Here is a 13,835-nt window from a genome sequence, read left to right as displayed (position 1 = left end):
GGATACGGAGTATGTAGTACCACCTCGCCGGCGGGGTCGCGACACGCTCAGGCGAGCAGCAGCCTGACCAGCGAGTCGGCCCACCACCTCTCGACCCTGTCCGGAGTCCAGCCCCGCTCGCGGGTCAGCACCAGGTAGACGTCGACGTTGCAGAGCGCGGCGAAGGTGTCACGGGCGTCCTGCGGTGTGACTCCCTCGCGCAGCGTCCCCGGCGGCCAGGCGTCGAAGACCGCCACCCGCAGCTTCTCGCCGCGCCCGCGCCCCTTGGCGATGACCTCGGCCACCTCCGGCTTGGAGGAGGCGGCCTCCCGGATCACCAGGATCGCGTCCGCGCCGTGCTCGAAGAGGCGCCGGTCGAAGGCCGCCATCGCGGTGAGCTGGCCCGCCGGGTCGCCGCGTGCGGCCCTGACCTCCGCGACCTGGCGGGGGACGTCGGCGGCGCCCTCGAGGGAGTCGAGCAGCGCGGTGACCAGTCCCGCCTTGCTCCCGTAGACGGCGTAGACGGTCGGCTCGGAGACGCCTGCCTCCCGGGCGACGTCCTTGACCCGGGTCCCCGCCCAGCCCTTCTCCATGAAGAGCCTGCGTGCGGCATCGGCGATCAGGCGCCGGGTCTGCTGCGCCTGGGCGCGCCGGGTGGGGGAGTCGTAGGCACGGCTCTTGCCAGATTCGCTGAGTCCATCTATATTCATTGAGTCAGCCTAAACCAAAAGTGTGGGAGCGTCACCATGAACCTGTCGTCCATCCGCGTCGGCGGCCTCGCCGGTCTCGGATTCGTGCTCGTCGTCGTCACCGTCAACCTGATGCTCGGGAGCGCCGGCCAGCCGCGCGCCGGCGCGTCGCCGGAGGAGGTGCAGGCGTACTTCGCCGGGAGCCCGGTCGCCGTCGACGTCGCCTCCGCCCTCGCGCCGCTGGCCTGGATCTGCCTGCCGCTCTTCGCCGGGGGTGTGCTTGCGGCCACCCGCGCGCGGTCCGCCGAGCGCAGTGACGCGTGGCCCTGGATCGGCCTCGGTGCCGTGTTCATGCAGAACGCCGTCTTCACCGGGGTCGCCGCCACCCAGGTCGCCCTCGACGCCGGTGGTCTCTCGCCGGAGGTGACCTGGGGACTCTGGCAGCTGCACAATGCGCTCTTCGTGCTGAACCTGGCCGGGCTGTCGATCATCATGCTGGCGCTCACCGTCGCCGGTGTCCGCACGGGACTGGTCGCCCGTCCGCACGCCCTGGTCGGCGCGGCTGCCGCGACCCTGACCGCGACGGCGGCCGTGACCACCTCAGCCGGCATGGCCGGGGGACCGGTCGAGCTCGTGGGTCTGGCCGGGTTCGTGCTGTGGCTCGGCTGGCTGACGACGTACGCGGTGGTGCTGCTGCGCGCGTCACGTCCGGTCGCGGTGGCCGCCGTGGCTCCCGTCGAGCGGGTGACCCAGCCGGCCTGAGCGTGGCCGATCACCCGGTCAGGCGCCGGCCGGCGTGACCAGCCGGATGCGCCCCGGCTCGGGCCGGGGCTCGTAGTCGGGGGTGGCGTCGTAGGGCCCCCAGGCGAGGTACGCCGACAGGTGCTGCTCGACGAGCGGGAGCACCTCCTCGACCGTCACGTCCCGGCCCAGCTCGGCCGACAGCGTGGTCACCCCGGCGTCGGCGATCCCGCAGGGGACGAACCGGTCGTACCACCCGAGGTCGACGTCGCAGTTGAGGGCGAAGCCGTGCATGGTCACTCCGCGGCTGACCCGGATGCCGAGGGCCGCGATCTTGCGCTCCGGTCCGCGGTCGTCGGCCTGCAGCCAGACGCCGCTGCGGCCGGGGACCCGGGCGGTGGTGACGCCCAGGTCGGCGCAGACGCGGATCAGGGCCTCCTCGACGCGGCGGACGTAGTCGACGACCTTGACGTGGTCGGGGAGCGTCACGATGGGGTAGCCGACCAGCTGGCCGGGGCCGTGGAAGGTGATCTTGCCGCCGCGGTCGACGTCGATGACCGGCGCGCCCCCGGGGTCGAGCGGCTTCTCGTGCTCGTCGGTGCGCTTTCCGCAGGTGAAGACCGGTGGGTGCTCCAGCAGCAGCACCGTGTCGGGGGCGCCGTCGACGACGGCCGCGTGGACGTCGCGCTGGAGGTCCCAGGCTGCGAGGTAATCGACCGCCCGGTCACCCAGGCCTGCGATGCGGTAGTCCGGAGCCACGCCTCGCAGCGTACCCCTGTGGAGGAGCGCCGCCGCCGGAGCCGCGGACGCGGTAGGAACGAGGGGTGCTCGCCGTCACCGCCCATCCTCTCGCCCGCCGCCCCTTGGTGCTCGGCGTGCTGCTGGCCGGGGCGCTCGTCCTCACGGCCCTGCTCGTGCCCGCCGGCCCGGAGCCGGTCGCGCCCCCGGGCCGCGCCCTGGCCGCGGACCGGACCGCGCCGCTGGAGGTGCTCCGGGGCTGGGACCGTGACCGCGCCCGGGCCTGGCGACGAGGTGACGGGGAGGCGCTGGCGGAGCTCTACGTCCCGGGTTCGCGGGCCGGGCGGGCCGACGCCGCGCTGCTCGAGGCGTACGCCGGCCGCGGGCTGCGCGTGACCGGCGTCCGGATGCAGCTCGCGGCGGTCGAGGTCGTTGCCCGGACCGGCGACCGGCTCGAGCTGCTGGTGACCGACCGGCTGGGGCGGACCGTGGCGCGGGGTGGGGGCGGCAGCTTCAGCCTGCCCGGGGACGACTGGTCGCGACGCCGGGTCGTGATGGTGCGGTCCGGGACGCGGTGGCAGGTCGCCGAGGTCCGGGACCGGGCTCAGGCCAGGCCCGAGGCAAGCACCGCCGACACGTCCGGGTCCTCGAACCGGTAGCCCAGCGAGAGCAGCGCCGCGGGTCGCAGGTCGAGCGAGCGAAGGAGCTCGGGGGCCGCCGGTCCCGCGCCGACGGAGAGCACTCGGCGAGGCGCGGCGAGGAACGCCGGTCGGTGCACCGAACGGGCAAAGGTCGCCGTGAACTCCGCGTTGGTCGGCGTCACCGGGCTGCACAGGTTGATCGGCCCGCTGGCAGTCGGGTGCTCGGCGAGCATCGCGACCGCTGCGACCCAGTCGCGTCGCGAGATCACGGGAAAGAACTGCTCACCCCTGCCCAGACGCGCGCCGAGTCCCAGCTTGAAGAGAGGCTCCAGCAGCTTCATGGTCTCGCCGCCGCGCGACATCACGGGCGCAGTGCGCAGGACGCAGACCCTCGCTCCCGCCTCGAGGGCGGGGTCGGCGGCGGCCTGCCAGTCCCGCGTCACCTGCGTCATGAACGCGTCGCCGCGCGAGTCCGAGTCCTCGGTCACGGGGTCTGCGCCGTGGTCGCCGTACCAGGAGCTGCCGTTGCCGGCCAGGAAGGCGGGCGGCTCGTCGGCGCGGGCGATCGCCTCCGCCAGGACCCGGGTGGTCACGATGCGGCTGTCCCGGATCGACCGCTTCCACTTCTCGGAGTGGGGGTTGCCGAGGAGCCCCGACCCGGCCACGTTGACGACCACGTCGGCCTGTCCGATCACCCCTTGGTCGAGGCGACCGCCGTAGGGGTCCCACGTCGACTCCTGCTCGCCCCCGGACGCCCGGCGTGTGAGCACCGTGACCGTGTGTCCACGGTCCCGCAGGTGAGCAACCAGGGGGGACCCGAGGAAGCCGGACCCCCCGGCGACGACGACGCGCATCAGACCTCGTCAGACTTCAAACTGACCGGACTCCAGGCGCTGCTTGACCTCGCGCAGGAAGCGGCCGGCGTCGGCGCCGTCCACGAGCCGGTGGTCGTAGGTGAGCGACAGGTAGACCATGTGGCGCACGGCGATCGTCTCGCCGAGGTTCGGGTCGTCGATGACCACGGGCCGCTTCACGACGGCACCGGGACCGAGGATCGCCACCTGCGGCTTGTTGATGATCGGGGTGTCGAAGAGCGCCCCGAAGCTGCCGAGGTTGGTGATCGTGAAGGTGCCGCCCGACAGCTCGTCGGGGCCGATCTTGTTGGTCCGGGTGCGCTCGGCGACGTCCGCGATCTTCTTGGCCAGACCTGCGATCGAGAGGTCGCCGGCGTCCTTGACCACCGGCGTGAGCAGGCCCTTGTCGGTGTCGACGGCGAAGGCGACGTGCTCGCGGTCGTAGTAGGTGACCTCGCCCGCCTCGGTGTCGATGGTCGCGTTGAGCGCCGGGTGCTGCTTGAGCGCGTCGATGGCGGCCTTGGCGAAGAACGGCAGGTAGGTCAGCTTTACGCCCTCGCGCGCCAGGAAGTCCGCCTTGGCGCCCTCGCGCATCCGCGCGATCCGCGTGACGTCGACCTCCATCACCTGGGTGAGCTGGGCCGAACCGTGCAGCGACTCGACCATGCGCGAGGCGATGATCTTGCGCAGCCGCGACATCGGCTCGGTCTTGCCGCGCAGCGGGGACGGGCTCGCGGGGGCCGGGGTGGAGGCCGCCGGTGCGGCCGCGGCGGGAGCCTCGGCCGGGGCGGCCGCCTGCTTGGCCTTCTCGGCCGCGTCGAGGACGTCCTGCTTGCGGATCCGGCCGCCGACCCCGGTGCCGGTCACCGACGCCAGGTCGACGTCGTGCTGGGCGGCCATCTTGCGGACGAGCGGGGTGACGTACGTCGACGGCTCCTCGCGGTCCTTGGCGGGCGCCGGCGGCTCCTGGGCGGCCGGCTCGGGCTGCTTCGCGGGCTCCGGCTCCTTCTCCGGCTCGGGCTCGTCCTTCTCGGACTCAGGCGTCTCGTCGCCGGCGGGGAGGTCGCCCTTCTCCTCGGCGATCTCCTGCTCCTGCTCGGCCTTCTTCTCGGCCTGCTCCTCGTCGGCGGGCTGTGCCTCGGGCTCGGCCTGGGCGGGCGCGTCCCCGCCTGCGTCACCGGACCCGATGACCGCGAGCTCGGCGCCGACCTCGACCGTCTCGTCCTCGGCGACCTTGACCTCCAGCAGGGTGCCGGCGACGGGGGAGGGGATCTCGGTGTCGACCTTGTCGGTGGAGACCTCCAGCAGCGGCTCGTCGACGGCGACCTCGTCGCCGACCTGCTTGAGCCAGCGGGTGACCGTGCCCTCGGTGACCGACTCGCCGAGTGCCGGCAGCGTCACCGACGTGCCTGAGCCACCACCGGACCCGGAGCCGCCCGAGGAGTCATCGGAGGAGGGGTGATCGTCCGCCGGCTCCTGCTCCGAGGGTGCCTCGCCGCTGGAGTCCTTCTCCTCGGCCTCGGCCTCGGCCCGCTCCTGCTCGAGGTCCTCGCCGCCACCGCCGCTCTCCTCGGTCTCGTCGCCGGACTCCTCCTGCTCGTCCTGGCCGGAGTCCTCGCTGCCGGAGTCGCCACCGGACTCGCCCTCGTCACCGACCAGCGCCAGCACCGCGCCGACCTCGACGGTGTCGTCCTCGTTCGCCTTGATCTCCAGCAGGGTGCCGGCGACAGGAGAGGGGATCTCGGTGTCGACCTTGTCGGTGGAGACCTCCAGCAGCGGCTCGTCGACCGAGATGGTGTCGCCGACCTGCTTGAGCCAGCGGGTGACGGTGCCTTCGGTGACGGACTCGCCGAGTGCCGGGAGGGTGACTTCGGTGGCCAATGGACTTCCTTCGCTCGCGGTGTCGATGAGGGGTCGGGTCAGGAGTGGGCGTGCAGCGCCTTGCCGGCGAGGGCCAGGTGGGCCTCGCCGAGCGCTTCGTTCTGGGTGGGGTGCGCGTGGACCAGCGGGGCGACGTCCTCCGCGTACGCCTCCCAGCTGTAGATCAGCTGCGCCTCGCCGATCAGCTCGCCCACGCGGTCGCCGACCAGGTGGACACCCACGACGGGGCCGTCCTTGCGGCGGACCAGCTTGACGAAGCCGGAGGTGGCGAGGATCTGGCTCTTGCCGTTGCCGCCGAGGTCGTAGGTCAGCGACTCGACCTGGTCGACGCCGTACTGCTCGGTGGCGGCGGCCTCGGTCAGCCCGACGGAGGCGACCTCGGGGTGGGAGTAGGTGACGCGGGGGATCCCGGTCTCGTCGATCGGGGTGGGATCGAGACCGGCGATGTCCTCGGCCACGAAGATGCCCTGCTGGAACCCCCGGTGGGCCAGCTGCAGGCCCGGCACGATGTCGCCCACGGCGTACAGGCCGTCGACCCCGGTACGGCAGCGCTCGTCGGTGACGACGAAGCCACGGTCGAGGGTGACGCCCTGCTCGGCGTAGCCGAGGCCGTCGGTCACCGGGCCGCGACCGACGGCGACGAGCAGCAGCTCCGCCTCGATCACGTCGCCGCCCTCGACGGTGACGGCGACCCCGGACTCCGTCGTCTTCACGCTCTGGAAGGGCGTGCCCGTGCGGAAGGCGATCTTGCGCTTGCGGAAGGCCCGCTCGAGGGCCTTCGAGCTGGCCTCGTCCTCGGCCGGGACCAGTCGGGGGAGCGCCTCGAGGATCGTGACGTCGGCGCCGAAGCTCTTCCAGACGCTGGCGAACTCGCAGCCGATGACGCCGCCGCCGAGCACGATCACCGACTGCGGGACGTGCTCGAGGCGCAGCGCGTGCTCGGAGGTGATGACGCGCTCGCCGTCGACCTCGAGGCCAGGCAGCGAGCGGCTGTAGGAGCCGCTGGCCAGCACGACGTGGCGCCCGGTGTGGGCGGTCCCGTCGACGGTGACCTCGCGGGGCCCGGTCAGCCGGCCCTCGCCCTCGATGACGGTGATGCCGCGACCCTTGATCAGGCCGGTGAGCCCCTTGAAGAGCCGGTTGACGACCCCGTCCTTGTAGGCGTTGACGCCGGGGACGTCGATGCCCTCGAGCGAGGCCGTGACGCCGAACTTCGCGGAGTCGCGCGCCGAGTCGGCGACCTCGGCCGCGTGGAGGAGCGCCTTGGTGGGGATGCAGCCGACGTGGAGGCAGGTGCCTCCGAGCTTGCCCTTCTCGACCAAGCCGACCTTCAGCCCGAACTGGGCGGCGCGGAGGGCACATGCGTAGCCTCCGGAACCGGCCCCGAGAATGAGTACGTCGTAGTCGGCCTCGGCCACTGTGCTCCCTCCGGGTCGCGGGTCGCGCCGTTGCGACCGCGGCTCCATCTTTGCACTTCTCGTGCACGAGTCGACACCACCCCGTGAGGCGACCGGGCACACTGGGGGCATGGGGTTGCTCGACCGGTTCCGCAGACGACCGAAGATGCGCCGTCCGTCACGGGACGCGACACGCACCGGCTCGACGACCGTGCGTGCGTCCGACCGCACGGACGAGGCGCACCTGCGCACCTTCGTCACGAGCAGGCGCGGGGTGGAGGGCTTCGTGGAGCCGCGCACGGCCGTCAGCGACGTGACCCTGCTGCTCGTCGCCCACGACGGCGAGTGGACGCGGCGGCGGGTGCCGTCGGTGCAGTGGGCGCACGAGTTCGCCAACAAGCACCACGTGCCGTCGTACGACGCGGCCGTCGTCGGCGTGCCGCAGCGGATGCGTGACTACAACCGGCGGAAGAAGAGCGGCGAACTCTGAGGCCCGCTCACTCCAGCAGGCCGCGACGCCGCGCCACGGTCGTGGCCTCGGTCCGGCTGGCCGCGTCGAGCTTGGCGAGGATGTGGGACACGTGGACCGAGACCGTCTTGGTGCTGATGAACAGCTCGGTGCCGATCTGGCCGTTGGTCCGGCCCTCGGCGACCAGGGCGAGGATCTCGCGCTCGCGCGGGGTCAGTGAGGTCGGCGACCCCGGGGGAGAGGCCCCGTCGAGCAGGACGTGGGCCTGACGAGCCACCTCCTCGACGTCTCGCACGATCGGCGCCGCACCGAGACCGGCGGCGACGTCCTTCGCGTGCCGCAGCGCCGAGGCGGCGTCCGCGCGGGACCCTCGCTCCGCCAGCAGCGCCCGGCCCAGCTGGTACGACGCCAGCGCCTCGTGCCACACCATGCCTGCCTCGGCGCACGTCGTCACGGCCGTGCGCCACAGGTCGGCGGTGTCGGTGTCGCCGTGGCACCGGGCGCGGTCGGCAGCGAAGAGGGCGCCCCGCGCCGGGTGGACGAGGTCCTCGGGGCCGGTGCACTCGAAGCCCGGGTGGTCCGGCCCCCGCAGCTCCACGATCTCGTCGAGCAGGGAGATCGCCTCCGCGCGCCCGCGCGGGTCCTCGCCCAGGTCGCCGGCCGCTCGGGCCGCGATGACGAGGAGCTCGTCGGCATCCATCGGAGTGGCGCTCACCTGCGCTGGCATCAGCCGGGCGGCGAGCGTCAGCGCCTCCCGTGAGTCCCGCAGGTCGGCGAGAGCCTCGATCTCCAGGAGCTCCAGGATGTCGCCGGCGGCACCGTGCCGAGGCCGCAGCTCCCGTGCCCGGGTCAGGTGGCTGCGGCCAGCGGCGGCGTCACCCGTCCGGACAGCCATCAGTGCGGCCACACCCCGGGTGACAGCACCCATGGCGGCGGAGAGTCGATGGCTGAGCAGCAGGCGGAGCACCTCACGGGTCTCCTCCCACCGTCCGAGCTCGAGCAGGTACGCCGCGCCGTAGGCAGGGCTGGCGTGCATCGCGTCGTGGACCGAGCCTGCGGCGACGAGGTGCCGGAACGTCGTCAGCAACACGTCGCACACTTCTTCGTCGCGACCGACCACGCCGAGGCGGTTGGCCAGCCTGGTGGCGGCCCAACCCGTGAGCCGGGGGTCGCCGACCTGGTGGGCGAGATCGAAGGCGCGGGTCGCGTCCTCGAGGGCACGGTCCCAGGGTGGAGTCTCCGACCGCATGGCGAGAGCCCAGGCGAGCGCCTCGGTCGATCCGGTGCGACGCGCCATCTTCACGGCGGTGGCCGCGTGCTGGACAGCTCCCCAGTCCTGGACCCATGCCTCGGCGTGCACCAGGAGGGCGAGCGCCTGCACGTGTTCCGGCGACCCGGGGCAGCGCGCCTCGGCCAGCTCCACGACGCGGCGCCTGTCCTCGACTCCGTCCCGGGCATCGAGCCCGCAGCCGATCCGCCACTCGGACAGGGGCAGCCGCAGCCGCATGGCCAGGACCGGGTCGTCGCCCTCGTCCTGACGGAGGATCGCGTCCTCGCGAAGGCGGATGGCGAGCAGGTGCTCGCCGGCACTCCACTCGCTGTTGCTGGCGCGGAGCCACAGGTCGGCGCGTCGACCAGCCCTGCCGCGCGCCTCCTCACCGACCTCCTCCCAGAGCCCGCAGGCGCGGTGCAGGTGCTCGAGCTCCTCGGCGTACCCGCGGACCGCTGCCGCCTCGTCCGCGGCCCGCAGCGACCACACGAACGCGTCGTCGTGATCGCCGGCTCCGTGGTGGTGGAGAGCGAGGTGCGATGCGCGCGACGCGGTCGCGAGATCCGCGGAGGACTCCAGCACCTCGACGTACTCACGGTGCACCCGGGTGCGTGCCTCGGTGGTGAGCGTGCCGGCGACCACCTCCGCGACCAGCGGGTGGTGGAACCAGGCCTCCCCACCGGTCGCCACGGTCGTCAGTCCGGACGCCGTGGCCTCGGCCAGGGAGGGCGACACGCTGTCGGGGTCACCGCCGCGGGCGGCGACGAGTCGTTCGAGGACGTCCACGGCGACCGGACGCCCGCCGATCGCCAGCAGCTGCAGCAGCTCGCGGCCTTCGGGCCCGAGGCGGTGCCACGAGCCGAGCAGGACCTGCTGCAGGCCCTCGACCTGTCCACCACCGGGGTGGTCGGCGGCGCCGTGGACCAGGAGCTCGGTGTAGTACGGGTTGCCGCGCGCCTCGTCGAAGATCCGGTCGACCAGCGGCCCCACGGCGACCTCGCTCCGCAGCCGGATCACCAGCTCCTCGACGTCGGCGAGCCCGAGCCGCTCCAGCCGCATCGTGGAGACCGAGGGCAGACGCGCCACGTCGGCCAGCCAGCCGTGGAGACGGTGGCCCTCACCGAGCTCGGTGTCGCGGTAGGTCGCCACCACGCACAGCCGCTGCCCCTCGCCGAAGCCCGCGACCAGGTAGGCGAGCAGGTCCAGCGACGAGCCGTCGGCCCACTGCACGTCGTCGACGACGAGCACGACGGGTCCCGCCTCCGCGATCCGGTCGACCACGGCCGCGACCAGCGGCACGATCCGGGAGGCATCGGCCTGCCCCGTGGTCGCGCCGACGGCGGGCGCGATGGTTGCGAGGTGCTCCGCGCCGGTCAGCACCCGCGCCTTCTCGGACGGCTCCGCCCCACGGCACCACTGCGCCAGCAGCTGCCCGATGGGGAGGTACGGCGAGGAGTCTGCCGCGAACCGCATGCAGTGACCCCACAGCACCTGGTGGCCCGTCGCGGCCGGCCCCGAGGTCGCCTCGGCGACCAGGCTGGTCTTGCCGATCCCGGCCTCGCCGCTGACCAGGACCGCGCGAGGACGCCCCGCCGCCGAGTCGTGCAGGGCGGAGGCCAGCTCCTCCCGTTCGGGACGCCGGCCGACCTGGAGGCCTGCGGCTCCCACGGAGCCATTGTGCACCCCGTCAGCCCTCGGGGATTCCGTCCTCCGGAGGGTACGCGCGGTTCACGGCCCACGAGCCCGACGGCCTCGGCCCCACCACCGCCGCGAGCCGATCTGAGGGGTGTCGTGCGTGCATCTGAGGGGTGCTGTCCGATGCCCGGACGCCCGTGGGCCGCGACGCTGGAGGAGTCAGCCACCACCGTCTGGAAGGAGCCGGTCACCATGAACACCACGACCCGCACGATCCTCTCGACCACCGCTGCGGCAGGCATCCTGTCGCTGGCCGCCGTCGCGCCCGCCTCCGCCGAGCCCGACTGGGGCGTCCCCGGGAGCAGCGGGACCGCCACCTCGACGAGCGGCCAGGGTCCGCAGACAGTGATCCGCGAGGTCTTCGTCGACGACGACTCCCTGGAGTACCTCCAGATCGGACTGGCCGCGCTGGCTGGCATGGCCGTCGCGGGAGCCGCGGCGGTCGGGGTGCGACGTCACGAGCACCACGCGGCGCACCCGGCGTGACAGGGGCCCAGGGGGCGACCCGGGCATGGGTCTACCCTGCGGCCTGCGGTCACGGGCGCCGGCGTGCCAGCTCGGCGAGCTCGACGCGACTCGACGTACCGGTCTTGCGGAGCAGGTTCGACACGTGGACACTGACAGTCTTCTCGCTGATGAAGAGCGCGGCCGCGATCTCGGCGTACGTGCGCCCCGCCAGCAGGGGTGACAACACCTCGCGCTCGCGCGGTGTCAAGGCAGGGAACGCGTCCGGCCACGGATCGACCGACTCGATCGGTGGCGGTTCCACGAGAACGACATGCGCCTGCTGGGCCAGGGCCTCGATCGCGCCGAGGACACCAGTGGCCCCCAGGCCGGTCGCGACCTGAGCGGCGTGCCGGAGGACCGATGCGGCCTCCCTACCTCCCCCTCGACTCGACAGCAGGGCCCTGGCCAGCTGGTGGGACGAGAGCGCCTCGTCCCACACCAGACCGGCCGCCCGACAGGCCGCCACCGCAGAACGCCACAGAGGGGCCGGGTCGGGCTCATCGTCACAGCGGGCGCGTTCCGCTGCGTAGATGCGGCCCCACGCGGGGTGGAGCAGATCATCCGGAACGGCAGGCGTGAACCGGTCGGGCTCGGTCCCGCGGACCCGCTCGACACGGTCCAGCAGCGTCTGCGCCTCGGTCCTCCTCCCTGGCTGTTCGGCGAGGTCAGCGGCGATGCGCGCAGCGACCGGGAGGAGCTCGTCGCCGATGGTCGCGTCAACCTGGGTCAGGTCCTTCATCAGCACGGTTGCCCGAGAGAGCGCCTCTGGGAAGTCCCTGCCGACCCACAGTCCCTCGATCTCGGCCCAAGCGAGCAGGTCCTTGAACTCCGGCAGACCGGGCAGCAGCTCGTGGGCTCTGGCCAGGTGCGCATGACCGGCGGCGAGACGCCCGCTGCGGAGAGCGAGAGTCGCTGCTTGGCCGCGGACATCGGCTGCGTGGCTCGGCGGGTATCGACGGCTGAGCAGCTCGTGGAGCATGTCGCCCGCCTCGTCCCATCGTCCCAGCGCGATGAGCAAGGCTGCACCGAAGCTCGGGTTGGCCCACATGGCGTCGTGGGCCGATCCGCTGCCGAGCAGTCGACGGAAGGTCGTGAGCAGCAGCTCCGCGGCATGGACGCGTCGGCCGAGCCGCTCGAAGCTGTTCGCGCCCTGCCCCGCGGCTACACCCATGAGCTCCGGGTCTCCCACGTGGTTCGCGAGGGTGACGGCTTCCAAGGCCTCGGTGAGAGCCGCCTCGGCGTCGAGGCGGGTCTCCGACCGCACGGACAGGGCCCAGGCGAGTGCCTCCGTCGACCCGGTGCGGGTGGCGATACTCACCGCTTCCGAGGCATGCCGGGCTGCGCTCGCCTGATCGTCCCCCGAGAGCTCGGCGAAAGCCAGACGAGCGAGTGACTGCGCGTGCTCGGGAGTCCCCGGGCACAGATGGGTGGCGAGGTCCGCGACCCGGCTGGCTGACTCCGTCAGGGCGGCACCAGCCTCGAGCCCACTGGCCTCGCGCCAGTGGGGAAGGGGCAGACCGAGGCGGACGGCTCGCACCGGGTCGACGCCTGGGTCGACCCTGGTGACTGCCTCCTCTCGGAGGCGAACGGCCAGGACGTACTCACCGGCGCTCCAGGCGCTGTCACTCGCGCGACGCCACAGGTCGACGCGGTCGCCCGCCAGAGCACGGATGTCGTCACCGACGTCGTCCCAGAGTCGACAGGCGCGGTGCAGGTGCTCGCACGCCTCGGCGTACCCCCGCACCGCGACCGCTTCATCCGCTGCCATGACCGACCAGACGAAGGCTGGGTCGGCGTCCCCGGCGCCATCGTGGTGCAGGGCGAGGTGCGCGGCCCGCGACGACAAGGGAAGGTCGACGGCGGCCTCGAGAACCTCGACGTACTCCTCGTGGACGCGGCGCCGTGCGGTTGGCGTGAGGGTGGAGGCGACGACCTCGGCGATCAGGGGGTGGTGGAACCAGGCGTCGCCGTCTCCCATCAGGTACACCATCCCCGCCCCGCTCGCCTCGGCAAGGGAGACGGACGCCTGGTCGGGCGTGCCCCCGCGGGCCCGAACGAGTCTCGTGAGGACCTCGACCGCGACAGGACGGCCGCCCACGGCGAGCAGTTGCAGCAGCTCTCGAGCGTCCACGCCGAGGCCGTGCCAGGAGCTGAGCAACGCCTGCCTGAGGGATCCGTCCCGCTCGGTTCTGAGCCCGGCGTTCGCGTCCCGGACCAGCAGCTCGGCGTAGTAGGGGTTGCCCGAGGACTCCTCGTAGACCGCAGCGGCGTCGTCGCCCCCGCTCGCACCGGTCAGCCGTGAGCAGAGCTCCTCGACGTCCGCGAACCCGAGACGCTCGAGCCGCATGCTGCTGACGGAGGGAAGCCGCAGGACGTCGGCGAGCCATCCGTGCAGCCGATGACCCTCGGCAAGCTCCGTGTCCCGGTAGGTGAGCAGCAAGGCCAGCCGCTGGCGGTCGAAGCCGGCCAGCAGGTAGGCCAGCAGGTCCAGGGAGCTGCCATCGGCCCACTGCACGTCGTCCACCACCAGCACCAACGTCGCATGCTGCGTCATTCGATCGAGCGTTGCGGCGACGAGCGGCAGCATCCGGTTGCTGTCCGCTGGTCTCGTCGGTACACCGAGCGAGGGCGCGATCGTGCTGAGGAGATCGGCGCCCTCGAGCACCCGACGACGTTCGGCCTCCTCGGCCTGTCGGTGCCACTGCGTGAGGATCTGGCCGAACGGCAGGTACGGCGTGGAGTCGGCCCCGAACCGGAGGCAGCGCCCCCACAGGACGAGGTGGCCTTCCGCAGTCGGGCGGGAGATCGCCTCGGTCACAAGGCTGGTCTTGCCGATGCCGGGTTCGCCGGCCACCAACAATGCCGAGGGCCGGCCGGCTGCGGCGTCACGCAGCAGGACCCCGATCCGCTCGAGCTCGGGATCACGTCCGACGAGGCCCCCCGCCTCCATGGAGGCATTGTGCACCCGAGTGCG

The 13,835-nt window shown here is 72.7% G+C and carries 11 protein-coding genes; 4 read left to right on the top strand and 7 right to left on the bottom strand.

From position 1 onward, the window contains the following. Nucleotides 1-47: 47 nt before the first annotated feature. The gene (locus EXE57_RS03720) at nucleotides 48-689 is read right to left on the bottom strand and encodes a TetR/AcrR family transcriptional regulator (protein WP_135074124.1); all 642 of its coding nucleotides are present in this window, start codon (nucleotides 687-689) and stop codon (nucleotides 48-50) included. A 36-nt stretch (nucleotides 690-725) separates the two neighbouring features. Between EXE57_RS03720 and EXE57_RS03715 the strand changes: the two genes are divergently transcribed. Continuing rightward, the gene (locus EXE57_RS03715) at nucleotides 726-1,430 is read left to right on the top strand and encodes a hypothetical protein (RefSeq protein WP_135074122.1); all 705 of its coding nucleotides are present in this window, start codon (nucleotides 726-728) and stop codon (nucleotides 1,428-1,430) included. 18 nt (nucleotides 1,431-1,448) lie between these two features. On the opposite strand, the gene lipB is transcribed toward EXE57_RS03715, so the two are convergent. Continuing rightward, complete coding sequence (gene lipB, locus EXE57_RS03710; protein ID WP_208542956.1) at nucleotides 1,449-2,168, bottom strand: lipoyl(octanoyl) transferase LipB; 720 nt, start codon at nucleotides 2,166-2,168, stop codon at nucleotides 1,449-1,451. Nucleotides 2,169-2,233: 65 nt separating this feature from the next. On the opposite strand from lipB, the gene EXE57_RS03705 reads away from it, so the two are divergent. Continuing rightward, nucleotides 2,234-2,806 carry a hypothetical protein gene (locus EXE57_RS03705; protein ID WP_135074118.1) on the top strand — a complete coding sequence of 191 codons (573 nt, stop codon included), beginning with the start codon at nucleotides 2,234-2,236 and terminating at the stop codon, nucleotides 2,804-2,806. On the opposite strand, the gene EXE57_RS03700 is transcribed toward EXE57_RS03705, so the two are convergent. The 3 genes from EXE57_RS03700 to lpdA are packed head-to-tail and all read right to left on the bottom strand — an operon-like array spanning nucleotide 2,752 to nucleotide 6,941. After that, nucleotides 2,752-3,642: a TIGR01777 family oxidoreductase gene (locus tag EXE57_RS03700; protein ID WP_135074116.1), complete on the bottom strand. Its 891-nt coding sequence runs from the start codon at nucleotides 3,640-3,642 to the stop codon at nucleotides 2,752-2,754. The two genes, EXE57_RS03705 and EXE57_RS03700, sit on opposite strands and share 55 nt — an antisense overlap. A 9-nt stretch (nucleotides 3,643-3,651) precedes the next feature. Beyond that, nucleotides 3,652-5,523, bottom strand: a complete 1,872-nt coding sequence (gene sucB, locus EXE57_RS03695) for a 2-oxoglutarate dehydrogenase, E2 component, dihydrolipoamide succinyltransferase (protein ID WP_135074114.1) — start codon at nucleotides 5,521-5,523, stop codon at nucleotides 3,652-3,654. 38 nt (nucleotides 5,524-5,561) lie between these two features. Next, nucleotides 5,562-6,941 (bottom strand): dihydrolipoyl dehydrogenase, encoded by a 1,380-nt coding sequence (gene lpdA / locus EXE57_RS03690; protein ID WP_244246979.1) that lies wholly within the window; start codon nucleotides 6,939-6,941, stop codon nucleotides 5,562-5,564. Nucleotides 6,942-7,050: 109 nt separating this feature from the next. Between lpdA and EXE57_RS03685 the strand changes: the two genes are divergently transcribed. Further along, complete coding sequence (locus EXE57_RS03685; RefSeq protein WP_135074110.1) at nucleotides 7,051-7,410, top strand: hypothetical protein; 360 nt, start codon at nucleotides 7,051-7,053, stop codon at nucleotides 7,408-7,410. A 7-nt stretch (nucleotides 7,411-7,417) separates the two neighbouring features. On the opposite strand, the gene EXE57_RS20305 is transcribed toward EXE57_RS03685, so the two are convergent. Further along, nucleotides 7,418-10,327, bottom strand: a complete 2,910-nt coding sequence (locus EXE57_RS20305; RefSeq protein ID WP_167305808.1) for a helix-turn-helix transcriptional regulator — start codon at nucleotides 10,325-10,327, stop codon at nucleotides 7,418-7,420. Between the two features lie 150 nt (nucleotides 10,328-10,477). On the opposite strand from EXE57_RS20305, the gene EXE57_RS03675 reads away from it, so the two are divergent. Beyond that, the gene (locus tag EXE57_RS03675) at nucleotides 10,478-10,840 is read left to right on the top strand and encodes a hypothetical protein (RefSeq protein WP_135074105.1); all 363 of its coding nucleotides are present in this window, start codon (nucleotides 10,478-10,480) and stop codon (nucleotides 10,838-10,840) included. Between the two features lie 49 nt (nucleotides 10,841-10,889). Here EXE57_RS03675 and EXE57_RS20300 read toward each other — a convergent pair whose 3' ends face one another. Continuing rightward, the gene (locus EXE57_RS20300) at nucleotides 10,890-13,811 is read right to left on the bottom strand and encodes a helix-turn-helix transcriptional regulator (protein ID WP_135074103.1); all 2,922 of its coding nucleotides are present in this window, start codon (nucleotides 13,809-13,811) and stop codon (nucleotides 10,890-10,892) included. Between the last annotated feature and the right edge of the window lie 24 nt (nucleotides 13,812-13,835).

This window comes from Nocardioides euryhalodurans, from assembly GCF_004564375.1.
Lineage (GTDB): Bacteria > Actinomycetota > Actinomycetes > Propionibacteriales > Nocardioidaceae > Nocardioides > Nocardioides euryhalodurans.
This window is presented reverse-complemented; position numbering and strand designations above follow the sequence as displayed.